20 protein-coding genes and 3 tRNA genes are annotated in these 24,077 nt (G+C 70.7%); 13 read left to right on the top strand and 10 right to left on the bottom strand.

The genetic code is table 11. From position 1 onward, the window contains the following. Positions 1-83: 83 nt before the first annotated feature. Positions 84-353 (top strand): DUF1876 domain-containing protein, encoded by a 270-nt coding sequence (locus tag IM697_RS09205; protein WP_194046401.1) that lies wholly within the window; start codon positions 84-86, stop codon positions 351-353. A gap of 12 nt (positions 354-365) precedes the next feature. Here IM697_RS09205 and IM697_RS09200 read toward each other — a convergent pair whose 3' ends face one another. Beyond that, complete coding sequence (locus IM697_RS09200; RefSeq protein ID WP_194046399.1) at positions 366-1,046, bottom strand: response regulator; 681 nt, start codon at positions 1,044-1,046, stop codon at positions 366-368. Next, positions 1,043-2,722, bottom strand: coding sequence for a sensor histidine kinase (locus IM697_RS09195; RefSeq protein WP_194046397.1), 1,680 nt, complete (start codon positions 2,720-2,722; stop codon positions 1,043-1,045). The genes IM697_RS09200 and IM697_RS09195 overlap by 4 nt, the downstream gene beginning before the upstream one ends. Before the next feature lie 97 nt (positions 2,723-2,819). On the opposite strand from IM697_RS09195, the gene IM697_RS09190 reads away from it, so the two are divergent. The 7 genes from IM697_RS09190 to IM697_RS09160 all read left to right on the top strand — a co-directional run bounded on the left by IM697_RS09190 (position 2,820) and on the right by IM697_RS09160 (position 9,704). Next, entirely contained in the window at positions 2,820-3,830 is a 1,011-nt protein-coding gene (locus tag IM697_RS09190; RefSeq protein ID WP_194046395.1) for a Bug family tripartite tricarboxylate transporter substrate binding protein, read from the top strand. Between the two features lie 32 nt (positions 3,831-3,862). Further along, a complete protein-coding gene (locus IM697_RS09185; protein WP_228044588.1) occupies positions 3,863-4,372 on the top strand; it encodes a tripartite tricarboxylate transporter TctB family protein in 510 nt (169 codons plus the stop codon). 10 nt (positions 4,373-4,382) lie between these two features. After that, positions 4,383-5,885 (top strand): tripartite tricarboxylate transporter permease, encoded by a 1,503-nt coding sequence (locus tag IM697_RS09180; RefSeq protein WP_194046391.1) that lies wholly within the window; start codon positions 4,383-4,385, stop codon positions 5,883-5,885. Between the two features lie 17 nt (positions 5,886-5,902). Beyond that, entirely contained in the window at positions 5,903-6,298 is a 396-nt protein-coding gene (locus IM697_RS09175) for a universal stress protein (RefSeq protein ID WP_194046389.1), read from the top strand. A 2-nt stretch (positions 6,299-6,300) separates the two neighbouring features. Then, the gene (locus IM697_RS09170; protein ID WP_194046387.1) at positions 6,301-7,449 is read left to right on the top strand and encodes a DUF475 domain-containing protein; all 1,149 of its coding nucleotides are present in this window, start codon (positions 6,301-6,303) and stop codon (positions 7,447-7,449) included. Positions 7,450-7,579: 130 nt separating this feature from the next. Next, positions 7,580-9,316 carry a VanW family protein gene (locus IM697_RS09165; RefSeq protein ID WP_194046385.1) on the top strand — a complete coding sequence of 579 codons (1,737 nt, stop codon included), beginning with the start codon at positions 7,580-7,582 and terminating at the stop codon, positions 9,314-9,316. A 91-nt stretch (positions 9,317-9,407) separates the two neighbouring features. Further along, positions 9,408-9,704 (top strand): hypothetical protein, encoded by a 297-nt coding sequence (locus tag IM697_RS09160; protein WP_194046383.1) that lies wholly within the window; start codon positions 9,408-9,410, stop codon positions 9,702-9,704. A gap of 35 nt (positions 9,705-9,739) precedes the next feature. On the opposite strand, the gene IM697_RS09155 is transcribed toward IM697_RS09160, so the two are convergent. From IM697_RS09155 to IM697_RS09150, 3 genes are all read right to left on the bottom strand, one after another. After that, positions 9,740-11,071 carry an erythromycin esterase family protein gene (locus tag IM697_RS09155; RefSeq protein ID WP_228044586.1) on the bottom strand — a complete coding sequence of 444 codons (1,332 nt, stop codon included), beginning with the start codon at positions 11,069-11,071 and terminating at the stop codon, positions 9,740-9,742. A gap of 38 nt (positions 11,072-11,109) precedes the next feature. Next, the gene (locus IM697_RS44530; protein WP_228044584.1) at positions 11,110-11,562 is read right to left on the bottom strand and encodes a hypothetical protein; all 453 of its coding nucleotides are present in this window, start codon (positions 11,560-11,562) and stop codon (positions 11,110-11,112) included. Positions 11,563-11,806: 244 nt separating this feature from the next. Beyond that, a complete protein-coding gene (locus IM697_RS09150) occupies positions 11,807-12,712 on the bottom strand; it encodes a universal stress protein (RefSeq protein ID WP_228044582.1) in 906 nt (301 codons plus the stop codon). Positions 12,713-12,896: 184 nt separating this feature from the next. Here IM697_RS09150 and IM697_RS09145 point away from each other — a divergent pair, with 184 nt between their 5' ends. Then, complete coding sequence (locus tag IM697_RS09145) at positions 12,897-14,036, top strand: amidinotransferase (RefSeq protein ID WP_194046380.1); 1,140 nt, start codon at positions 12,897-12,899, stop codon at positions 14,034-14,036. Positions 14,037-14,457: 421 nt separating this feature from the next. On the opposite strand, the gene IM697_RS09140 is transcribed toward IM697_RS09145, so the two are convergent. The 3 genes from IM697_RS09140 to IM697_RS09130 all read right to left on the bottom strand — a co-directional run bounded on the left by IM697_RS09140 (position 14,458) and on the right by IM697_RS09130 (position 14,864). Continuing rightward, positions 14,458-14,534 (bottom strand) — tRNA-Ile (locus IM697_RS09140). A gap of 179 nt (positions 14,535-14,713) precedes the next feature. Beyond that, positions 14,714-14,786 (bottom strand) — tRNA-Asn (locus tag IM697_RS09135). 5 nt (positions 14,787-14,791) lie between these two features. Further along, positions 14,792-14,864, bottom strand: a tRNA-Asn gene (locus IM697_RS09130). Positions 14,865-14,997: 133 nt separating this feature from the next. Here IM697_RS09130 and IM697_RS09125 point away from each other — a divergent pair. The 4 genes from IM697_RS09125 to IM697_RS09110 all read left to right on the top strand — a co-directional run bounded on the left by IM697_RS09125 (position 14,998) and on the right by IM697_RS09110 (position 20,765). Further along, positions 14,998-15,306, top strand: coding sequence for a YtxH domain-containing protein (locus tag IM697_RS09125; protein ID WP_194046378.1), 309 nt, complete (start codon positions 14,998-15,000; stop codon positions 15,304-15,306). Positions 15,307-15,465: 159 nt separating this feature from the next. Continuing rightward, entirely contained in the window at positions 15,466-16,923 is a 1,458-nt protein-coding gene (locus IM697_RS09120; protein WP_194046376.1) for a xylulokinase, read from the top strand. A gap of 180 nt (positions 16,924-17,103) precedes the next feature. Beyond that, positions 17,104-18,837: an ABC transporter ATP-binding protein gene (locus IM697_RS09115; RefSeq protein ID WP_194046373.1), complete on the top strand. Its 1,734-nt coding sequence runs from the start codon at positions 17,104-17,106 to the stop codon at positions 18,835-18,837. After that, positions 18,837-20,765: an ABC transporter ATP-binding protein gene (locus tag IM697_RS09110; RefSeq protein WP_194046371.1), complete on the top strand. Its 1,929-nt coding sequence runs from the start codon at positions 18,837-18,839 to the stop codon at positions 20,763-20,765. The genes IM697_RS09115 and IM697_RS09110 overlap by 1 nt, the downstream gene beginning before the upstream one ends. A 33-nt stretch (positions 20,766-20,798) precedes the next feature. Here the strand turns inward: IM697_RS09110 and IM697_RS09105 are convergent, their stop codons facing one another. Continuing rightward, complete coding sequence (locus IM697_RS09105) at positions 20,799-22,091, bottom strand: RNA polymerase sigma factor (RefSeq protein WP_194046369.1); 1,293 nt, start codon at positions 22,089-22,091, stop codon at positions 20,799-20,801. Between the two features lie 81 nt (positions 22,092-22,172). Further along, positions 22,173-24,077 (bottom strand): DNA primase, encoded by a 1,905-nt coding sequence (gene dnaG, locus IM697_RS09100; protein WP_194046367.1) that lies wholly within the window; start codon positions 24,075-24,077, stop codon positions 22,173-22,175.

The raw sequence follows: 24,077 nt of genomic DNA, 5'->3' as shown, positions 1-24,077 counted from the left end.
ACCCGGCCCGCGATCAGGCGCACGCTCATCAGTGGGGCTTCGTCCGACCCCGTACGGAAGTGCTCTCGACGGAAGTGATCTCGATGGAAGACAAGCAGTGGACCGTCCGGATCCACATCACCGAGGACGGCGACGACACCCGCGCCGAGGCCGTGCTGACCACTGAGGACACGCCCGAGGACCTGATGGCCGTCACCGGCCGGGGTGTCGCCCACCGCAACCCGATCGACCGGCCCATCCCCGAGATCGGTGACGAACTCGCCGCCAGCCGTGCCCTGGAGGACCTGGCCATCCGGCTGCACGACATGGCGTCCGACGACATCGTGCAACTGGCCGGGCCCGTCGAGACCTGACGGGGCCGGGCGTCAGTCGGCCACCCAGCTGTAGCGCCGCTCCGGGCGGCCGGCCTGTCCGTAGCGCAGCGACACCTCCGCCTGGCCGGTGACGCTGAAGTGCTCCAGGTAGCGGCGGGCGCTGACCCGCGAGACCCCGAGCCGGGCCGCGCACTCGGCGGAGGAGAGGCTGCCGTCGGCCGCGCGCAGCTCGCGTTCGATCAGCTCGGCGGTCTCCACGCTCATGCCCTTGGGCAGGGAGGCAGCCGCGGCGGCCGGGGCCGCGCCCCGCGCCAGTGCCCGGTCCACGTCGGACTGGCCGCTGACGACCGCCGCGTAGAGGTTGCTGCGCCGGGCCGCGTACTGCTCGAGGCGCGCCCTGAGGTCCTCCGCGTCGAAGGGCTTGAGCAGGTAGTCGACGACGCCCTGGCGCACGGCGCCCCGCACCGCCTCCGACTCGCGTGCCGCGCTGATCACCATGACGTCGCAGTCGTGCCCGGCGGTGCGCAGCCGGGGGATGATCTCCAGGCCGAACATGTCGGGCAGGTAGAGGTCGAGCAGCACCAGATCCGGTTGCAGCTCGGCGACCGCGGTGAGCGCCTGCTCGCCGCAGTTCGCCGTGCCGATCACCCGGAACCCGGCGACGTCATTGACGAATCCGCGGTGGATCCGCGCCACCATGAAGTCGTCCTCCACGATCAGCACATCGATCATCGGACTGTCTCCGTCGCTCGGTCGGCCGGTCGGCCGACGGACATCCGGGCGGTGAACATGGCGCCCGCCTGCGTGTTGGCCACCGACACCTCACCGCCCCGGCGTTTGCACACCAGACGCGTGAGCGCCAGGCCGATCCCCCGGTCGCCGCCCTGCGCGGCCTTGGTGGTGAAGCCGTGCAGGAACACCTCCTGCGCCAGCTCGGGGGCCACGCCCGGCCCCGAGTCCCGTACGACGATCTCCACGCTGGAGGCGTCCTGGCGCAGTTCGACCTCCACCCACGCGTCGTGGCCCGGATCGCCCGCCGCGGCCGCGTCGACCGCGTTGTCCACGAGGTTGCCGAGCACGGTCGCCACGTCCGCGGAGTCGGTCGGCTCCAGCTGCTCCAGAGCGGTCCGCTCGGAGATCTTCAGCCGTACCTTGCGTTCCGACGCGAGCGCCGACTTGGCCATGAGCAGCGCGGCGATCGCCCGGTCGCGGACCCGGCTGGTGAGGGTCAGGTCGAGCGACTCGCGGTGTTTGCGCAGGGCGCGGACGTACTTCACGACCTCGTCGTGCTCGCCGATCTGGATGAGCCCGGAGATGGTGTGCAGCTGGTTGGAGAACTCGTGGGCCTGGGCGCGCAGCAGCTCGGTGGTGCTGCGGAAGGAACCCAACTCCCGTTCCAGTTGGGCGAGTTCGGTGCGGTCGCGCAGGGTGGTCACCGAGCCGAGGCGGCGGCCGTCCTTGGTGACGTCCATCCGGTTCATCACCAGGACCCGGCCGCGGCGTACGACGACCTCGTCACGCCGTGCGAGATCGCCGGGCTCGCCCTCGGGCGCGGTCCCCGCCAGGACGTCGTACAGCCGCCCCTCGATCCCCAGATCGACCAGGCTCATGCCGACGCAGTTGTCGGGCAGGTCCAGCAACTGGCGGCCGACCTCGTTGACCAGCGTCAGCCGCTGGTGCGGATCGAGGGCCACCACGCCCTCGGCGATGCCGAACAGCATCGCCTCCCGGTGTTCGGCGAGCCCGGCGATCTCGCGCGGCTCCATGCCGAAGGTCTGCCGCTTGATCCGCCGGGCCAGCAGCCAGGAGCCGGCCACTCCGAGGACGCTGGCGACGCCGAGGTAGACCAGCAGATAGGACGAGGCGCCCACCAGCCGCTGCCAGACCGAGGGCGAGGCCCGCCCGATCATCACCGTGCCGAGGTGCTCCCCGGCGTTCTCGCCGTGCGCCCGGAGCACCGGGGCCTGGGCCACCAGCTCGGTGACGCCGTTCACCGGCAGCTCACCGGACCAGCCGCGGCCCCCGGCGGCGTCCTTGCCGGAGACCGGCAGCCGCGTGCCGAGGAGGGTGGGGTTGGTGGAGGCCACGATGGTGCCGTCGGTCCGGGCGACCGTGGCGGAGGTGACCCCGGACCTGTTCAGCGTGGACTGGAGCAGCGGGGCGAGCATCTCGGCGGGGGCGGGCCGGTCGAGCTGCGTGCGCACCAGCGGGTTGCCCGCCATCTCCTCGGCGAGCGCGGTGACCCGGCGCCCCTCGACGCGGTCGAAGGTCGCCTTGGACTGCGCGAGCGAGACCGCGGCGACGGCGGCCAGCACGATCACGACAATGGCGAGCTGCCATCTCAGCAGCTCACCGGCGAGCGTATGGCGTCGCTGTCTTCGGGACGGTGACCGTGACGTTATGACCACTATGAACTCAACCTTCAATGGTCACACAACCGAGACGGGGTGTCTCAGGAACCGCACAATCATGGCGCCGGATCGGCCCAAGCGAAAGAGATGAGCCATGAGAACTCGACGAGCCGCACTTGTCGGAGCTCTTGCAGCCGCGTCCATGCTCGCGGTCAGCGCCTGCGGTGCCACCGCCGACAAGGAGGAGTCCGGGAGCGGAAGCGGGTCCTCGAAGCCCGCCACCGGCCTGAGACTCATGGTCCCCAACACCCCGGGCAGCGGTTACGACCTCACCGCCCGCACCGTCTCCCAGGTCATGCAGGACACCAAGGCCGCCTCCGGCGTCCAGGTCTTCAACCTGCCCGGCGCGAGCGGCACGGTCGGCCTGCAGCGCCTGGTCAACGAAAAGGGCAACGGCAAGATGGCCATGCAGATGGGCCTGGGCGTCGTCGGAGCCTCGTACACGCAGAAGTCCAAGGCGACGCTGACCGACACCACGCCGCTCGCCAGGCTGATCGAGGAGGCCGGCGCGATCGTCGTGCCGAAGGACTCCCCGTACAAGTCGATGGACGACCTCGTCACCGCGTGGAAGAAGAACCCGAAGAAGTTCGCGGTGGGCGGCGGCTCGTCGCCGGGCGGCCCCGACCACCTGCTGCCGATGCAGCTGGCGAAGGCGGTCGGCATCAAGCCGACGGACGTCAACTACGTCTCCTACGACGGCGGCGGCGAGCTGCTCCCGGCCATCCTCGGCAACAAGATCGCCTTCGGTGCCAGCGGCTTCGGTGAGTTCCTCGACCAGGTCGAGGCGGGCCAGGTGCGCGTCCTCGCGGTCAGCAGCGAGAAGCCGATCGAGGCGCTGAAGGACGTGCCCACCCTCAAGGACGAGGGCATCGACCTGGTCTTCACCAACTGGCGCGGCATCGTCGCCCCTCCCGGCATCACCGACGAGCAGAAGCAGACCTGGGTCGACACGCTGACCAAGATGCACGACTCGGACGCGTGGAAGGCGCAGCTGGAGAAGAACGGCTGGGTCGACGCCTTCGCCACCGGTGACGAGTTCGGCACCTACATGACCGAGCAGGACAAGGCGGTCGCCGACCTGCTGGCCGAGCTCGGGCTGGCATGAGCTCGCGGGTGAATCTGGTGAAGGACCCGACCGTGGAGGACTCCCCTCCGCCCCGTCAGGGCGGGGACCGCGCACAGTACGGCGTGTGCGCGTTCCTCGCCCTGCTGGGCACCGCCGTGATCGTGGACGCCCTGGGCATCCCGCATGTCACCAGCGGCACCGACCCGGTCGGGCCGCGCGCGGTGCCGCTGATCCTGGGCGCGCTGCTGGTGCTGATCGCGGTGTGCTACGCCGTCGACGTGGCCCGGGGCGGGCGCGGTGAGCCGGAGGCCGGCGAGGACGTCGATCTGTCCCAGGGCAGTGACTGGCGCACGGTGCTGCTGCTGATCGGCGTGTTCCTGGCGAACGCGCTGCTCATCGAGCGGCTCGGCTGGGTGATCAGCGGTGCCCTGCTGTTCTGGGGCACGGCATTCGCGCTCGGCAACCGCCACTACATCCGCAACCTCCTGATCGCGGTGACGCTGTCCCTGACGACGTTCTACGCGTTCGCGATCGGCCTCGGCGTGAACCTCCCCGCCGGTGTCCTGCAAGGAATCCTGTGAGGCCTGGGCGATGGACAACCTGAACAACCTCATGCAGGGCTTCGCGGACGTCATGGACCCGATGAACCTGCTGCTCGCCCTGATCGGTGTCCTCGTCGGCACCGCGGTGGGCGTCCTGCCGGGCATCGGCCCGGCGATGACGGTGGCGCTGCTGCTGCCGATCACGTACGGCATGGAGCCGGTGCAGGCGTTCATCATGTTCGCCGGCATCTTCTACGGCGGCATGTACGGCGGCTCCACGACGTCGATCCTGCTGAACACCCCCGGCGAGTCCTCGTCCGTGGTCACCGCCATCGAGGGCAACAAGATGGCGAAGGCGGGCCGCGCGGCCCAGGCCCTGGCCACGGCCGCCATCGGCTCCTTCGTCGCGGGCACCATCGGCACGCTGCTGCTGGTCCTGGTCACGCCGTTCGTGGTGGACTTCGCGGTCAGCCTGGGCGCGCCGGACTACTTCGCGCTGATGCTGCTGGCGTTCATCGCGGTGACGTCGGTGCTGGGCTCGTCCCGCATCCGGGGCTTCATATCGCTGCTCCTGGGCCTGACGATCGGCCTGGTCGGCATCGACTCGGTGTCCGGCCAGCAGCGGCTCACCCTGGGCATACCGCAGCTCGCCGACGGCATCGACGTCGTCGTGGTCGCGGTCGGCATCTTCGCCGTCGGCGAGGCGCTGTGGGTGGCCGCGCATCTGCGCCGCCGACCGGCCGAGGTGATCCCGGTGGGCCGCCCGTGGATGGGCCGGAGCGACTGGAAGCGGTCCTGGATGCCCTGGCTGCGCGGAACGGCGTACGGCTTCCCGTTCGGCGCGCTGCCGGCCGGTGGCGCGGAGATCCCGACGTTCCTGTCGTACGCGACGGAGAAGCGGCTGACCAAGCACCCCGAGGAGTTCGGCAAGGGCGCGATCGAGGGTGTGGCGGGCCCGGAGGCCGCGAACAACGCGTCGGCGGCGGGCACCCTGGTGCCGATGCTGGCGATCGGCCTCCCGACCAACGCCACGGCGGCCGTGATGCTGGCGGCCTTCCAGTCGTACGGCATCCAGCCGGGTCCCCTGCTCTTCGAGCGCGAGGCGAGCCTGGTCTGGGTCCTGATCGCCAGCCTGTTCATCGGCAACCTGCTGCTGTTGCTGCTGAACCTCCCGCTGGCCCCGGCGTGGGCGAAGCTGCTGCAGATCCCGCGCCCGTACCTCTACGCGGGGATCCTGTTCTTCGCGTCGATGGGCGCCTACGCCGTCAACGCCCAGCCCCTGGACCTGTTCCTGCTGCTCAGCCTGGGCCTGCTCGGCTTCGCCATGCGGCGCTTCGGGCTGCCGGTCCTGCCGCTGATCGTCGGCGTGATCCTGGGCCCGCGCGCGGAGCTGCAGGGCCGGCGCTCCCTCCAGCTGTCCGGCGGTGAGCTGTCGGGGCTGCTGGGCGGGCCGGTGTCGTACACGGTCTACACGGTGGTCGCGCTGGTCCTGGTGTGGCCGCTGATCCGTCGCTTCGTCGTAAGTCCTCTGCGCGCGCGAAACGCCGCCTGAGACATCTGGAGTCCGAGATGACCATCCTGGTCGGCTACGTCCCCTCACCCGAGGGGGAGGCGGCCCTGCGCGCGGCGATCGGCGAGGCCCGCCGCCGTGAGGAGAAACTGCTGGTGGTGAACACCACCCGGGGCGACGCGCTCGTGGACCCGCGCTTCGCCCAGGAACCCGACCTGTCCCATGTCCGCGAGGATCTCGCGGCCCTGGGCGTCGACTTCGACATCCGCCAGGTCCTCGGCGCCCGCGACGCCGGGGAGGAGATCATCGACCTGGCGGAGCAACTGGACGCCTCGCTGGTGGTGATCGGCCTGCGCCGGCGCAGCGCGGTCGGCAAGCTGATCATGGGCTCGGCGGCCCAGCAGATCCTGCTGGGCGTGGGCTGCCCGGTGCTCGCCGTGAAGGCGGAGGGCTGACGATGGTGCTGCGTACCTTCGGCTGGTCGTTCGCCGTCACCGCGGCCGGCCTGGCCTTCGCCGCGTGGCAGTGGGGCTGGGAGGCCTTCGGGATCGTGCTGATCCTCTCCATCCTGGAGATCTCCCTGTCCTTCGACAACGCGGTCGTCAACGCCGGGATCCTGAAGAAGATGAACGCCTTCTGGCAGCGCGTCTTCCTCACCCTGGGCATCCTGATCGCGGTGTTCGGCATGCGGCTGGTGTTCCCGGTCGTGATCGTCGCCATCAGCGCCAAGGTCGGCCCCGTCGAGGCCGTCCAGCTCGCCCTCGACGACCCCGGCCGCTACCAGGACCTCGTCACCGACGCCCACCCCGCGATCGCGGCCTTCGGCGGCATGTTCCTGCTGATGATCTTCCTGGACTTCATCCTGGAGGACCGCGACATCAAGTGGCTGGGGTGGCTGGAGCGCCCGCTGGCCAAGCTCGGCAAGATCGACATGCTGGCGGTCTGCCTCGCGCTCATCGCCCTGCTGGCGACGGCGATGACCTTCGCGACCCACGCCCACGTCAGCACCGGCCACGCCGACAAGACCGCCACCGTCCTGCTCTCCGGGGTCGCCGGTCTGATCACCTACCTCGTGGTCGGCGGCCTGTCCGGCTACTTCGAGGACAAGCTGGAAGAAGAGGAGGAGCACGAGCACGAGGAGGAGGAGAAGGCCCGGGCCGAGGGCAAACCGGTCTCGGCGGTGGCCCTCGCCGGGAAGGCCGCGTTCTTCCTCTTCCTCTACCTGGAGGTCCTGGACGCGTCCTTCTCCTTCGACGGCGTGATCGGCGCCTTCGCCATCACCAACCACATCTTCTGGATGGCGCTCGGCCTGGGCATCGGCGCGATGTACGTCCGCTCGCTCACGGTCTACCTGGTCCGCCAGGGCACCCTCGACGACTACGTCTACCTGGAACACGGCGCCCACTACGCCATCGGCGCCCTCGCCTCGATCCTGCTGATCACCATCCAGCACCAGATCAGCGAGATCATCACCGGCCTGATCGGCGTCGTCCTGATCGCCGCGTCCTTCCTCGCCTCCGTCCGCCGCAACAGGGCGCTGGCGGCGTCCGGGGCTTCCGGCGCCGAGGAGGTGACAGCGGAGGAGAAGGCTACGGCGCAGGCGTGACGTGAAACATACGTGGTGTGCGACATAGGCGTTTTCGCCCACTTATGGCTAGCTGGATGTGCTTGCCTCGCGCACAGCGTCGCGTCATCCCACGCGCCGTCCACGTCGATCGCCCCGCCCCGGGAGACCCATGCGCCTCCGCGTCCCCACCGCTCCAGCTCGCCGAATCACCGCACTTCCGCCCCTCGCCCTGGCCGGCGGCGCCCTCGCCGTCGGCTTCGGCGGTCTGTATCTCACCGGCCTGCTGGTCGCGGGCGGGGACATAGAGGACGGCACGACGGTGCGGGGCGTGGACATCGGGGGCCTGAGCCGCGCGGAGGCCGTCCGGAAGCTGGAGGACCGGCTGGGACCGGCGAGCACCCGCGACCTGACGGTGACGGTCGGTGACCGCAAGGGGAAGGTCGATCCGCGGCAGGTCGGCATCACCTTCGACTACGAGAAGACGGTGGACCGGGCCGGCCGCACCGACAGCGCCGATCCCTTCACCGCGATCGGCGGGCTCTTCAGCTCGGGCGGTCCGGTCGAGCCGGCCGTGAGCGTGGACGAGGACACGGCCCGGGCGGGCCTGAAGAAGCTGGCCCGGTCACTGGACCAGAGAGTCCGCGAGGGAGCCGTCGACTTCGAGGACGGCCAGGTCCGCCCGATCGCCCCGGTGAACGGCCACGCACTCGACACGGACGCTGCGGTCGCCCCCCTGAGCGCCGCCTTCCTCGAAGGCGACCGCGACACCGTGACGGCCCTGCCCACCCGCGAGACCAAGCCGAAGGTCACCGAGCGTGAGCTGCGGCGGGCGGTGCGCGAGTTCGCGGAGCCGGCCATGTCGGCGCCGGTCACCCTCACCGCGGCCGACCGGCGCTTCACCATCGAGCAGCCCGTGCTGGGCGAGTACCTGACGATGCGCCCGGACGGCGCCGGCCGGCTCACCCCGAGGCTGGACGCCGAGGGCCTGCGCGCCGACCCCGAGGTGGCCCGCCCGCTGTCCGCGCTGCCCGCCAGGGCCCGCAACGCCGAGCTGCGCCTGGTCGGCAACCGGGTCGCGGTGGCCGAGGACGGCCGGGCCGGCCATGTGGTGACCGACAAGGCGCTGGGCAAGGCCGTACTGCCGCTGCTCACCCAGCGGGGCGCCGCCCGCAGCGGCCAGATCGCCACGCTCGTGGCCGAGCCGCAGGTGACCCGCGCGAACGTCCAACGGCTGGGCCTGCGGGAGCAGATGTCGTCCTTCACGGTCAACTTCGAGCCGGCGCCGTACCGTTCGAAGAACATCGGCCGCGCGGTGGAGCTGATCAACGGCTCCGTCGTGATGCCGGACAAGACGTGGAGCTTCAACAGGACCGTCGGCGAACGCACCGCGGCCAACGGCTTCGTCGAGGGTGTGATCATCCTCAACGACGAGTTCACCAAGGCACAGGGCGGCGGGGTCTCCGCCGTCGCCACCACCGTCTTCAACGCGATGTTCTTCGCCGGCGTCAAGCCCGTGGAGTACGGCGCCCACTCCTTCTACATCGAGCGCTACCCGGAGGGCCGCGAGGCGACGGTCGCCTGGGGCAGCCTGGACCTGAAGTTCAAGAACGACTCCGGCAACACCATCTACATCCAGGCCCACTCCACCGACTCCTCGGTCACCATCACCTTCCTCGGCACCCGCAAGTACGACGACATCGGCGCGCTCAAGGGCCCCCGCACCAACGTGAAGCAGCCGGAGCGGAAGGTGAACACCGACAAGCGGTGCGTCCCGCAGACTCCGCTGGAGGGCTTCGACGTGACCGTGCAGCGGGTCTTCGTCAAGGACGGCGACGAGGTACGACGGGAGCCGTTCCGCACGCACTACACACCGCGGGACCAGATCGTGTGCGAGTCGCCTCGCTGACGCCACGCCGCGCAGGCGCGACGGGCGCTGTGGATCTACGGTGGTCGAAGGGGCGCCGACGAGCCGAACCGCCGTAGCGGAGGAGACCACGATGGAGGAGCACTTCGTCTGGGTGACGACGCGTCGCATCCAGCCGGACAAGCTGGAGGACTTCGAGAGGGCCTGGCGGCCGGTCGCCCATCCGCAGGGCATGCGCCGCGCCTTCGCGTACTGGTCCGAGGACGGACAGGAGATCACCGGGGTGTCGTTCTGGGACTCCAAGGAGGCGTGCGACTCCTGGCGGACCTCCGAACTCGAGGCGCGGCGGCGCACCGGCATGGCCCCGTACGTCGTGGAGGAGCGGGAGGGCTTCTACCGCGGCCGCGAACTCGTCATCCCGCGGGAGTGAACCCCGGGAGTGAACCCTGAGGGCACCCAGGGGGATCAGACGCCGACCGGCCAGGTCTGTTCTTCGGCGGTCGGTGCGGACATGGGGTGCAGCGGGGTGACGGCCCGGGTCCGGTCGAGGTGGCAGAAGGCGTCGTAACGCTGGGCGAGGACCGTCGGCACGTAGTTGGTCACATGCTCGTACGACGGCCGGTACACCACGCCGATCGCACGGTGGCCGTGCTCCTGGTGGAACCAGGCCGGGCTGCCGGTGGTGGCCGGTCGCTGGAGCTGCACGTGCGGGAAGACGAACAGCGCCCGCGCACCGGGCAGCGCGTCGTGGAGCAGATCCTCCAGGCTGCCGGTGCGGGCGTGCGGGACCTCCATGGTCCGCGGCACGTCGCCCCACGCGTGGGCGGCGACGACCGTACCCGTGAAAGAGCCGAAGCCCACCAGGACCACGCCCTGCCCCATGTGGCGTTCCCGGACGAGCTGGCCGATGCTCACCATGCCGGTGTCGGCCATGTCAGTGGCGCGGGCGTCGCCGATGTGGGTGTTGTGCGCCCACACCACGGCCTTGGCGCCGGGACCGTGCTGCGCCATGAGCCGGTCCAGGGTGTCGGCCATGTGGTGGTCGCGGATGTTCCAGGACTCGGGTCCGCCGTCGAGCACGGCCCGGTAGTAGGCCTCGGCTCCGGCCAGGATCTCCGCGTTCTGCCGGGCGGCGAACTCCGTGAAGGATCCGGCGGTCGCGTCCGTCCGGGCCGCCCGCCGCCGCAGTTCGGTGAGCAGCGACAGGACCTGCGGCTCGCAGCCCTCGGGGACGAGCCGGGTGGCGAGGGCGTAGGAGTGCGGGTCCTCGGCGTACGGTTCGAGGCAGCGGTAGGCCTCCAGGGCGGGCTCGACTTGATCGGGGTCGTGCTCGCGGAGGTGGCCGAGGACGGCGTGCAGCGATTCCCAGAGGCTGTAGACGTCCAGGCCGAAGAAGCCGACCCGCCGGCCGGGCGGCCGCTGCTCGTTGTGCCGGCGCAGCCAGCGGGCGAACGCGGCGACGTCGGTGTTCCCCCACATCCACGCGGGCCACCGCCGCAGGCCGGCCAGGACCTGACCGGGGTCCTCGGGCGCGCCCGGCGCGGCGACGAGCGAGCGGTGCACGGCCTGGCAGTCGGGCCAGTCGCCCTCCACGGCCACGAACGAGAAGCCCTTCTCCTCGATCAGGCGGCGGGTGAGCAGATCCCGGACCTGGTGGTAGTCGGCGGTGCCGTGAGAGGCCTCGCCGAGCAGTACGTAGTGGGCGTCGCCGATGCGGTCGAGGAGCGGGTCGAGCGAGTCGGGGCCGGTCAGGGGCACGGCTTCGTCCCGGATGCGGGACCGGTGGGTGTCGGGCACGGCGCCCTCCCTGTGGTGAATCGGAGCGCGGGACCTTCTCACTGTGTCGCGTTCACGGCCAGCTCTTTCCAGGTCGACTGGGTCTCCTCGGCGACCGGAAGGGGCTGCCGGCACGGGGTGGACGCGTCGATGTCCGGTGCGCGACGGCGGAGCCGGTCGGCCGTGGCCCGCGCGTCGTCCCGCCTCGAGACGGCCAGCAGCCGGAAGGGAGCCGTGGGCCGCAGTTCGACGCACACCACGGGCCGGCCGGGGTGTATCGCCACGAAGTCCTGTCCGCCGGGGTGGCTCCGCGTGCCGACGCACAGCGCGCCGGGAATCCAGACGCCGTGCAGCGGCGCTCCGCGCAGGGCACGCCACCAGTCGGGCTCCACCGTCACCCGGCACACGTCCGACAGCGGCACGCGCACGTTTCCGCGATGGTGCCCGGCAGCCTTCTCGCGCCACGACAGCCGCACCACGAGGTCGTCGTCCCGCACGAGGATCCGTGCCACGCTCGCCCTCCTCCCTTCTGCCCGCCGAGTTCCCCATGAGGGCCCTGTCATGTGCCCCGGCGACGGCCGGCTAGGGGTGTTCTGAAAGGACGAAGGCCCTCGATGGGGTCCCCCCGCTCGGGCGAAGCCGAGAGTGGGGGAGGAGCTACTCGGGCCTTTGGCCGGTGGCCGCGAGGGGTGCCGACTGTGACAACAGCCGCTGCCGCGGCGGGCGCGGGTGACGGGCGGGAATTTCAAACACCCCCTAGCCCACGGGTACGACGGCGACGGGGCATTCGGCGTGGTGCAGTACGGCGTGCACGACGGTGCCCAGCCGCAGTCCGAGCCTGCCCTCGACCGGATGGCGCGGGAGCACCACCATGCCGGCCCCGGCCGAGGCCTCCACCAGGGCGGCGGCGGGTGAGCCGACGGTCAGCTCGGTGTCGACGGGCACCTTCGGATACTCGGCGACCGGACGGGCCGCGTGGCTCAGCAGTTGGCCATGCGCGTGCCGTTCCTCCTCCAGGTCGCTGACCTGCGGCACCGCGAGGCCGGTGTGGGCGAGGGGCGTCCAGGCGTGGATCAGGCGGACGCCGACCCCACGCGGATCCGCCTCGGCCAGGGCGAACCGTACGGCCTCCTCGTCCCGGTCGTCGCGTACGCCGACCACGACGTCGTCGCCCGTAGATGTCCCGGCTTCCCCGCGCACCACCACGACCGGCAGGCCGGCATGGGCCGCCACCTTCCGGCTCACCGAGCCCAGCAGCAGCCCGGCGAAGCCGCCGCGACCGCGGGTTCCCACCACGACCATGTCGGCGTCCTGCGCCGCGGCCAGGAGGGCGTCGGCGGGATCGTCGCGTGCGAGGACGACATCGATCGGCAGACCGGGACGGTCGGCCGCCAGCCGCGCCCGGGCGTCGTCCAGCACACGGGTCGCCCCTCGGAGGACCTGCTCGGTGAGCCCCACGCCCGTCTCCCCGTATGCGGTATCCGCACTGCGGCCGACGGCATGGACGACCCTCAGGGCACAGCCGCGCAGCTGCGCTTCGGCTGCCGCCCAGTCCGCCGCGAGCCAGGAGTACGACGTGTCGTCGACCCCGACGAGCACGGTGCCACGGCCCTCGCCGTTCTCGGCTCCTCCAGAAGCACTGGCGTGAGACTCGGTCTCCACGGTCCCGGCTCCTTCCTCTCCTGGGCCCCTCCTGGGCGACGAGTATCCGAAGCACGAGGGGACACACCTGCGGCAGTGATCGGCGACCCGTGCCTGGGCCACCGGCCGGCTGCTCGCGATTGATGATCAGTCTTCTCCCGGGTACCCGCAGGATGTCGATGCCGGCCACCGAGAGCGGTTGATCATGGAAGCGCACAAGTCCGGAACGGCAGCCGCGACAGTCGACGACGACGCCGCGGAACCGTTGTCCTCGCCGGTCCGGTCGCACAATGAGTGGGACCCGCTGGAGGAGATCATCGTCGGGCGCCTGGACGGTGCGACGTTCCCCTCCCGTCACCCGGTCGTCACCTGCAACGTCCCGCCCTGGGCAGGACGGTTGCTGGGGCTGGCCGGCGGATTCCGGTATCCGCGAGCGCTGGTGGAGCGGGCGCGGCGCGAACTCGATGAGTTCATCGCCCTTCTTCTGTCCCTCGGCGTCACGGTCAGGCGGCCGGACGCCGTCGACCACAGCCGGCGCTTCGGAACCCCGCACTGGTCGTCGCGCGGTTTCTGCAACACCTGCCCGCGCGACAGCCTGCTGGTGATCGGCGACGAGATCATCGAGACCCCGATGGCCTGGCCGTGCCGGTACTTCGAGACCCACTCCTACCGGCCGATCCTCAAGGACTACTTCCGACGCGGCGCCCGTTGGACGGCCGCACCGAAACCACAGCTCACCGACGAACTGTTCGAACCGGAATTCCGCGCGCCCGGCCCCGGCGAGCCCGTCCGCCGCATCCTCACCGAGTTCGAGCCGGTCTTCGACGCCGCGGACTTCGTACGCGCCGGCCGGGATCTCTTCGTCACCCGCAGCAATGTCACCAACCGGGCCGGCATCGAGTGGCTGCGGCGCCATCTCGGGCCTGGGTACCGCGTCCACGAGGTCGAGAGCCGCTGCCGTACCCCCATGCACATCGACACGACCTTCGTGCTGCTCGCGCCGGGCAAGGTGCTGGTCAACCCCGAATACGTCGACGTCGACCGCCTGCCGGACATCCTGAAGTCCTGGGACATCCTGGTCGCCCCCGAGCCCGACCCGATCGACGACCGCCTGCTCAGGGTCACCTCGATGTGCGGCAAGTGGCTCAGCATGAACGTGCTCATGGTCGACGAGAAGCGGGTGATCGCCGAGCGCCACCACACGGGCATGCTCCGCGCGCTCGAACGGTGGGGCTTCGAACCCATCCCGAGCGAACTGCTGCACTACGCGCCGTTCGGCGGTTCCTTCCACTGCGCGACGCTCGACATCCGGCGCCGCGGCACACTCCAGTCGTACTTCGACTGACCGGCACGCTGCCACAGTCTTCGGCCGCTCGTACCGTGCCGCGCACGCCCACCGACGAGGACAGGACGTCGATCAGCTCCGGCCAGATCTGCGGTGCGGTGATCCGAACCGGCATGGGTCCGGTCGCCCAGCGGTCACGGCCCTCGACCGCGACACACACGAACGACGACGTCTCCCCGCTCCTCACGCCGAACGCGGCGGCGCGGCGCTGTCGCGCACCACGAGCCCGGTGGCGACCTCCACCCGCGTCCGCGCCGGCGGCTTCCGCCGCGCCGGGCAGGTCGTCGAAAACCACGACACGGAGGTCGCCGGGGGCGAGGACGGCGGCCGGCGCAGTGGGCAGGCGCAGCAACTCCCGTGCGCGGCGCATGCCTCCCCGCCGCGTTCCCACGAGTCAGAACGTTTCTGCATGGGTGACTACTGGTGGGGCGGGTGGGACTCGAACCCACGGCCGACGGATTATGAGTCCGCTGCTCTAACCGGCTGAGCTACCGCCCCATAGCGGCGTGTCGCGTACAAGTGTGCGCGCCGTCTGCCGCAGCATAGCCGCTCATACGATCTCCTGCTTCGTATGGTCGACTTCGCATGCCCTCAAGGACACCGCCGCGACCTGCACGGTTCCCACGACACGTGATCGGGCATGAAAAAGGACCCCTGAGGGGTCCTCGTTCAGCATGCTCCCCCGACTGGACTCGAACCAGTAACCTGCCGGTTAACAGCCGGCTGCTCTGCCAATTGAGCTACGGAGGACCGAGCTCCCCCGACTGGACTCGAACCAGTAACCTGCCGGTTAACAGCCGGCTGCTCTGCCAATTGAGCTACGGAGGAATGCCTCGTTGCATCGAACGTACCTACCTGGGTAATCGCCAGGGGGCGTGCGCTCGCTGCGACACATACATTAGCGCAAGCAGGGGGGTGCTCCGCCAATCGGTTCCCCCACACCAAGGGAAGGGTGGCCGCCATGCGCTACCGGCTCACGTTCGTCATCGGACTCGCCGTCGGTTACGTGCTCGGCACGCGCGCCGGACGCGAGCGCTACGAGCAGCTGAAGAAGACGGCCCGGGAGATCTCCCAGAACCCCGCCGTCCGCAACACCGCCGAGTCGGCCGCCCAGCAGGGCCGCCACTTCGCGGGCAGGGCGTACCACACGGTCAGCGAGAAGGTCGGCGACCGAGTCCCCGAGACGGTCGCCCAACGAGTCCGCAACCTCCGCGAACGAAGCGCCCACAACGGCGGCGCGGAGGACGACTGGGGAACGAGCAACACGTAGCGGGACTCCTTGGATGCCAGCTGCCACAGCCAACCCAGGGGCGCGGGGAACTGCGCGACCAGCCAACAACGACCCGCACCCGCCAACCGGACACGCGGCCCTACGGCGAGAAGGCGCCCACGGCCCAAGCCGGCGCAGCGCTACGGCACAATTTGGGCCATGGGGATAGTCGCCGGGCTGGATAGTTCGCCCGATTTCACTCGCATCGTCGTCTGCGACACGGACACAGGCGCCGTGCTCAGGCAGGGGTATGCCCCGCACCCGGTGGAATCGCCGGAAGGCGGCGGCACCCGTCCCTCCGACGTCGATCCGCAGGCCTGGCTGCTGTCCCTCGGTGAGGCGGCCGGCGGCGGGCTCCTCGAGGGTGTGCAGGCCATCGGCGTGTCGGCGCAGCAGAACGCGGTGGTCCCGCTGGACGCGCAGGGCGGCACCGTGCGCCCGGCGATGGTCGGCGGCGACAAGCGCGCGCAGGTCGCGGCGGCCGATCTGATCGACGCGCTGGGCGGGCGCGAGGCGTGGGCGCAGGCCGTGGGGTGTGTGCCGCAGGCCGCGCAGCCGGTGACCAAGCTGCGCTGGCTCGCCAAGACCGAGCCGGAGAACGCCGTACGCGCCACCGTTCTGATGCAGGCGCACGACTGGCTGGTGTGGCAGCTGCTGGGCCGGCCGGTGAGAAGGACCACAGATCGGGGTGGGGCGTCCGGGACGGGTTACTGGTCGGCGGCCACCGGCGCCTACCGTTCCGATCTCGTCGAGCTGGCGCTCGGCCACCAGGCGATGCTGCCCGAGGTGATCGGTCCGGCGGACGCGGCCGGTACGACCCCCGAAGGGCTCCTCATCTCCGCGGGGACCGGCGAGACCATGGCCGCCGCCTTCGGGCTCGGCATCGGGCTGGGCGACGCCGTCGTGTCGCTCGGTGCCTCCGGGTCGGTGATGGCCGTGCACCCCGAGGCGCTCGTCGACAGCAGCGGGATGATCACCTCCCTGGCCGACGCGACCGGCATGCATCTGCCGGTGGTCACCACCCTCAACGCCGTACGCACCCTGCGCGGCACCGCCGAACTCCTCGGTGTGCCGGACCTGGAGGGCCTGTCCGACCTGGCGATGAAGTCGACGCCGGGAGCCCACGGGCTGGTGCTGCTGCCCTATCTGGAGGGTGAGCGGACGCCGCATCTGCCGCACACCGCGGGCACGCTGGCCGGGCTGCGGCGGGAGTCGATGAAGCCGGAGCATCTGGCGCGGGCCGCGTTCGAGGGCATGCTGTGCGGGCTCGCGGACGCGCTCGACGTGCTGCGCGGCCGGGGCGTCGAGGTGCGGCGGGTGTTCCTGCTCGGGGCGGTCGCCGAGCTGCCGGCCGTGCAGGCCGCGGCGCCCTCGCTGTTCGGGGCACAGGTCGTCGTACCGCAGCCCGCGGACTACGCCGCGATCGGCGCCGCCCGGCAGGCCGCCTGGGCGCTCGGGGTGTCGCAGGGGGCGCTCGATCCGCGCACCCCGCCGGTGTGGCAGGGCGCCACCGCGCAGGTCCTGGAGCCGGGCGAGGAGCTGGCGGTGGGGCAGGCGGTGCGGCAGCAGTTCGTGTCGGTGCGGGACCAGACGCATCCGGGGGCGTTCCGGCCGTAACGACGCGGGCGCCGGCCCGTGGCGGAAGGTAAGGGACTGGTAGGAACCGCACCCGGAAGGCCGTACGGGGCGCCGCCGACGGCTTAATCGGTTGAGGTAACGCGGGTGGAGTGTTCGACGATAGGGGCCAAGGGCAACCAATCGCCCCGTCGCCGACTCGTCCACTCCGAGAGAAGCAGCGTGCTCATACGACTTCTGCGGACCCACCTCGGTCCGTACCGAAAACCCATCGCCTGGCTGGTGCTGCTGCAGTTCCTGCAGACCTGCGCCACGCTCTATCTGCCCACGCTGAACGCGGACATCATCGACAACGGTGTCGTCAACGGCGACACCGGCTACATCCTCTCCTACGGCGCCCTGATGATCGGCATCTCGCTGGCTCAGGTCGTGTGCAACATCGGTGCCGTCTACTACGGCGCCCGCACCGCCGCGGCGCTCGGCCGGGACGTACGGGCCGCCGTCTTCGACCGGGTGCAGTCGTTCTCGGCGCGTGAGGTCGGCCACTTCGGCGCGCCCTCGCTGATCACCCGGACGACCAATGACGTCCAGCAGGTGCAGATGCTGGTGCTGATGACGTTCACGCTGATGGTGTCGGCGCCCATCATGTGCGTCGGCGGCATCGTGCTGGCGCTCGGCCTGGACGTGCCGCTGTCCGGGGTGCTGGTGGCGGTGGTGCCCACCCTCGGCGTCAGCGTGTACCTCATCGTGCGGCGGTTGAGGCCGCTGTTCCGGACCATGCAGGAGCGGCTCGACACGGTGAACCGGGTGCTGCGCGAGCAGATCACCGGCAACCGGGTGATCCGCGCCTTCGTGCGCGACGAGTACGAGCAGCGGCGGTTCGAGAAAGCCAACACCGGGCTCACCGCGATGGCGCTGGGCACCGGCAATCTGCTGGCGCTGATGTTCCCGATCGTCATGACGGTGGTGAACCTGTCGTCCATCGCGGTGGTGTGGTTCGGCGCCCATCGCATCGACAGCGGCGGTATGCAGATCGGTGATCTGACCGCGTTCCTCGCCTATCTCATGCAGATCGTGATGTCCGTGATGATGGCCACCTTCATGTTCATGATGGTGCCGCGCGCGGAGGTGTGCGCCGAGCGCGTCCAGGAGGTCCTGGACATGGAGTCGAGCGTCGTGCCCCCGGTGGCTCCCGTGCGGGAGCTGCGCCGGCACGGGCATCTGGAGATCCGGGGCGCGGGCTTCCGCTATCCGGGTGCCGAGGAGCCGGTGCTGAAGTCGATCGACCTGGTCGCCCGGCCCGGTGAGGTGACCGCCGTGATCGGCTCGACCGGCAGCGGCAAGTCGACCCTGCTGGGGCTGGTCCCCCGGCTGTTCGACGCGACCGACGGCCGGGTCCTCGTGGACGGCGAGGACGTGGCGGACCTCGATCCCCGGCTGCTGGCGAAGACCGTGAGCCTCGTGCCGCAGAAGCCGTATCTGTTCGCCGGGACGGTGGCGACCAACCTGCGCTACGGCAACCCGGACGCGACGGACGAGGAGCTGTGGCACGCGCTGGAGGTGGCGCAGGCCAAGGAGTTCGTGGAGCGGCTGGAGGGCGGGCTGAACGCGCCCGTCGCGCAGGGCGGGACGAATGTGTCCGGTGGTCAGCGGCAGCGGCTGGCGATCGCGCGGACCCTCGTCCAGCGCCCGGAGATCTACCTCTTCGACGACTCCTTCTCCGCCCTCGACTACGCCACCGACGCCGCGCTGCGTGCGGCGCTGGCGCGCGAGACCTCCGAGGCGACCGTCGTCATCGTCGCCCAGCGGGTGGCGACCATCCGCGACGCGGACCGGATCGTCGTCCTCGACGAAGGGCGGGTCGTCGGCACGGGCCGGCACCACGAGCTGATGGCGGACAACGAGACGTACCGGGAGATCGTGCTCTCCCAGCTGACGGAAGCGGAGGCCGCCTGATGGCCGGGCCCATGGGACGGATGATGGCCGGCGGCGGTCCCGATCAGCGCTCGCTGAACTTCAAGGAGTCGGGCAAGCGGCTCATCGGCCAGTTCAGGCCGGAGCGGCTCACCCTGTACGCGCTGCTGCTGTGCGTGGTCGTGAGCGTGGGCCTGTCGGTCGCCGGGCCGAAGATTCTGGGCGAGGCCACCGACCTGGTCTTCGCGGGCATCGTCGGGCGGCGGTTCGAGTCCGGGACGACCAAGGAGCAGGTCCTCGCGGCGATGCGGGAGCGCGGCGACGGCGAGATCGCCGACATGCTGCGCGGCACCGACTTCACCCCGGGCCAGGGCATCGACTTCACGGCCGTGGGGAACGTGCTCCTCTTCGCGCTCGGCGTGTTCGTCGTCGCCGGTCTGCTGATGGCGGTGGCGACGCGGCTGGTGAACCGGACCGTGAACCGCACGATGTACCGGATGCGCGAGGACGTGCAGGCGAAGCTGTCGCGGCTGCCGCTGTCGTACTTCGACAAGCGGCAGCGCGGTGAGGTGCTGTCGCGGGCGACGAACGACATCGACAACATCGGGCAGACGCTGCAGCAGTCGATGGGGCAGCTCATCAACTCGGTGCTGACCATCATCGGTGTGCTGGTGATGATGTTCTGGGTGTCGTGGCTGCTGGCACTGGTCGCGCTGGTGACGGTGCCGCTGTCGTTCTTCGTCGCCACGCGCGTGGGCAAGCGGTCGCAGCCGCACTTCGTGCAGCAGTGGCGCTCGACCGGCAAGCTCAACGCGCATGTCGAGGAGATGTACACCGGGCACACCCTGGTGAAGGTGTTCGGGCGGCAGGAGGAGTCGGCGAAGCAGTTCGCCGAGCAGAACGAGGCGCTGTACGAGGCGGGCTTCAAGGCGCAGTTCAACAGCGGGATCATGCAGCCGCTGATGCTGTTCGTGTCGAACATCAACTACGTCCTGGTCGCGGTGGTCGGCGGTCTGCGGGTCGCGTCGGGCTCGCTGTCGATCGGTGACGTGCAGGCCTTCATCCAGTACTCGCGGCAGTTCTCGATGCCGCTGACGCAGGTCGCGTCGATGGCGAACCTCGTGCAGTCGGGGGTCGCCTCCGCCGAGCGGATCTTCGAGCTGCTGGACGCCGAGGAGCAGGAGGCGGATCCGGTGCCGGGGGTGCGGCCGGAGGAGCTGCGGGGGCGGGTGGCGCTGGAAGGGGTGTCGTTCCGGTACGACCCCGAGAAGCCGCTGATCGAGGACCTGTCGCTGGCGGTGGAGCCGGGGCACACGGTGGCGATCGTCGGTCCGACGGGCGCGGGAAAGACCACGCTGGTCAATCTCCTGATGCGGTTCTACGACGTCTCGTCCGGGCGCATCACCCTCGACGGCGTCGACATCTCCCGCATGTCGCGGGACGAGCTGCGCGCCGGGATCGGGATGGTGCTGCAGGACACCTGGCTGTTCGGCGGCACGATCGCGGAGAACATCGCGTACGGGGCGTCCCGGCAGGTCACCCGGGGCGAGATCGAGGAGGCGGCGCGTGCCGCCCACGCCGACCGGTTCATCCGTACGCTGCCCGACGGGTACGACACGGTGATCGACGACGAGGGGTCGGGCGTCAGCGCGGGCGAGAAGCAGCTGATCACCATCGCGCGGGCGTTCCTGTCCGACCCGGTGATCCTGGTGCTGGACGAGGCGACGTCGTCCGTCGACACCCGTACCGAGGTGCTGATCCAGAAGGCGATGGCGAAGCTGGCGCACGGGCGCACGTCGTTCGTGATCGCGCACCGGTTGTCCACCATCCGGGACGCGGACACGATCCTCGTCATGGAGAACGGCTCGATCGTGGAACAGGGCGCGCACGGCGAGCTGCTGGCGGCGGACGGCGCGTACGCGCGGCTGTACAAGGCGCAGTTCGCCCAGGCGGTGGCGGAAGTCGACTAGCCGGGAGGGGGCCGCCGCCCGGCGGCCCCCTCCTCAGTCCAAATAGCCCCTCAGCTGGTCCGCGAAGGCGTGGTCCCGCAGCTTGTTCAGGGTCTTCGACTCGATCTGGCGGATCCGCTCGCGTGTCACGCCGAAGATGCGGCCTATCTCCTCCAGCGTGCGCGGGCGGCCGTCCGCCAGGCCGTACCTGAGCTGGACGACCTTCCGCTCCCGCTCCCCCAGGGTCGACAGGACCGCTTCCAGGTGTTCGCGCAGCAGCAGGAACGCCGCCGACTCCACCGGCGAGGTCGCGTCGCCGTCCTCGATCAGGTCGCCCAGGGCGACGTCGTCCTCCTCGCCCACGGGGGCGTGCAGCGACACCGGTTCCTGGGCCAGGCGCAGGACCTCGCTGACCCGCTCGGGCAGGAGGTCGAGGTGGGCCGCGACCTCTTCGGGCGTGGGTTCGTAGCCGCGTTCCTGGAGCATGCGGCGCTGGACGCGCACCACCCGGTTGATCAGCTCGACGACATGGACCGGGACCCGGATGGTGCGGGCCTGGTCGGCGAGGGCGCGGGACATGGCCTGGCGGATCCACCAGGTGGCGTAGGTCGAGAACTTGTAGCCGCGGGCGTAGTCGAACTTCTCCACCGCGCGGATCAGGCCGAGGTTTCCCTCCTGGACCAGGTCGAGCATGGTCAGGCCGCGGCCGACGTACCGCTTGGCGACGGACACCACGAGCCGCAGGTTCGCCTCGATCAGGCGGCGCTTGGCCATCCGGCCCATGACCACCAGCCGGTCCAGGTCCAGCGCCAACTGGCTGTCCAGGTCGGGGGTGTTGCTCAGCTTCTCCTCGGCGAACAGGCCGGCCTCGACGCGGCGGGCGAGTTCGACCTCCTCGGCCGCCGTCAGCAGCGGGATGCGGCCGATCTCCCGCAGGTACTGGCGGAAGAGGTCGGAGGAGGGGCCGCTGGTGTCGGCGCGGCCGCGTGGGGGCAGCGGCGCCTCGACCGGCTCGGCGGTGTCCAGTGCCTCGGCCGGCGGCTCCGCCGGCTCGGGCGGGGTATCGGGTTCCGCCTCGGGGTGGTGCGCGACACGGTTCTGCTGCGGCACCGCGACGAGGACGTCGGTCTCCGCGTCCGGCTCCGTGTCGGCCGTACTGGTCTGGCTGAGGGTCTGGGTCTGCACGGGGGCGACCTCCAGGATGATCGCTGCCGGGTCATACGGCAGCGCTGCTTCGAGGGCGGAGTCGGCGGCCTCGCCGCTGTCCGTCCCGTACGCGATGAGCGGAACCGCGGGGGTGTGGGACCCGTGAGGAACGGATCGGCCGCGCTCCGAGGACTCAGGCACCGCCACCCAGTGTGGAGTACGACACATCACCGCCACGAGGGGCGTGCGGTGACTTTTTGCGTCCGGTCCGTGACCGCGCGCTCAGAGGGCGGCCGGGCCCTGCGCCTGCAGCGCCTGGTCGTACTGCTGCAGGACCCACAGTTCGTTCTGTACGGCGGCCAGTTGGGCGGGGTCGCCGCCCGCGCCCAGGCGGGTCAGCTGGCTCTGGATGTCGCGGACGCGGCGTTCGACGGCGCGGCGGCGGACGGTGACGAGCTGTTCGCCGGCGTAGTTCTCGTCGACCGTCCTGCGCATGATCGCCTCGACGGCCAGCTCCGTCACCATCGCGCGCACCTGGTCGTCGGGGGCCGCCTCGCGGACGCGGACCAGATACTCCTGCCCGTCCTGCACACCGTACTCGGCGCCGCCCGCGTCCATGATCGCCTGGCGTACGGCGGCGTAGGGGGCGGCGGTGAACTCGTCGACGCCGTACGCGTCGAACGCCGGGGAGACCAGCTCGGGGCGTTGCAGGGCGAGTTTCAGCAGCTCGCGTTCGGTGGCGTAGACCGGGTTGCGCAGGGTCAGGGCGGGGCCGGAGGCGCGGGGCGCGGGGGCCGCCTCGTACTGCTGCTGCGGGCCTCGGGACGTCGGGGCCCCGCCCCGGCCGCCCCGCTCCCGGGCCCAACGCGCCAGCTGTGCCACCCGCTTGACCACGAACTGTGTGTCCAGGATGCCGAGCATGCCCGCGAGCTGGACGGCGACCTCGTGCTGGGCGCCGCTGTTCTTGATGCGGGCGACGATCGGCGCCGCCTCGTCCAGCGCGGCCGCGCGGCCCGCCGGGGTGTCGAGGTCGTAGCGGACGACGATCTGGCGGAGCGCGAACTCGAAGAGCGGCGTGCGGGGTTGGACCAGGTCGGCGACCGCCTCGTCGCCCTTCACGAGGCGCAGCTCGCAGGGGTCCATGCCGTCCGGGGCGATGGCGATGTACGTCTCGGCGGCGAACTTCTGGTCGTCCTCGAAGGCGCGCAGGGCCGCCTTCTGGCCGGCCGCGTCGCCGTCGAAGGTGAAGATGACGCGGGCCGAGCCGTTGTCCATCAGCAGCCGGCGCAGGATCTTGATGTGGTCGCCGCCGAAGGCCGTGCCGCAGGTGGCGATGGCGGTGGTGACGCCGGCGAGGTGGCAGGCCATGACGTCGGTGTAGCCCTCGACGACGACCGCGCGGCTGGCCTTGGCGATGTCCTTCTTGGCGAGGTCGATGCCGTAGAGGACGTGGGACTTCTTGTAGATCGCCGTGTCGGGGGTGTTGAGGTACTTCGGGCCGTTGTCCGCCTCGTAGAGCTTGCGGGCGCCGAAGCCGACGACGTCGCCGCCGATGTCGCGGATCGGCCACATGAGGCGGCCGCGGAACCGGTCGATCGGGCCGCGGCGGCCTTCCTGCGCGAGCCCGGACAGGAGGAGTTCCTTGTCGGTGAAGCCCTTGCCGCGCAGGTAGCGGGTGAGGTGGTCCCAGCCCTGGGGGCTGTAGCCGACGCCGAAGTGGACGGCGGCGGCCTGGTCGAAGCCGCGCTCGGCGAGGAAGACCCGGCCGGTGTCGGCCTCGGGGCTGGTGGCGAGCTGCTCGGCGTACCACTCGGCGGCGATCTTGTGGGCCTCGACCAGGCGGATGCGTTCGCCGCGCTGGTGGGAGGGGTTGTACCCGCCCTCCTCGTAGCGCAGGGTGATGCCGGCCTGGGCGGCGAGCCGCTCGACCGCCTCCGAGAAGGAGAGGTGGTCGACCTTCATCACGAACGTGATGGTGTCGCCGCCCTCCTGGCAGCCGAAGCAGTGGAACAGTCCCTTGCTGGGGCTGACCTGGAAGGACGGCGACTTCTCGTCGTGGAACGGGCAGAGTCCCTTGAGGTTGCCCCCGCCCGCGCCCCGCAGCTGGAGGTACTCGGACACCACGGCGTCGATCGGGACCGCGTCCCGTACCGCCTTCACGTCCTCGTCGTTGATCCGTCCTGCCAC

Origin of the sequence: Streptomyces ferrugineus (assembly GCF_015160855.1) — a bacterium.
Classification (GTDB): domain Bacteria; phylum Actinomycetota; class Actinomycetes; order Streptomycetales; family Streptomycetaceae; genus Streptomyces; species Streptomyces ferrugineus.
Note: the sequence above shows the minus strand (reverse complement) of the source record. Positions and strands in the feature narration are given on the sequence as shown.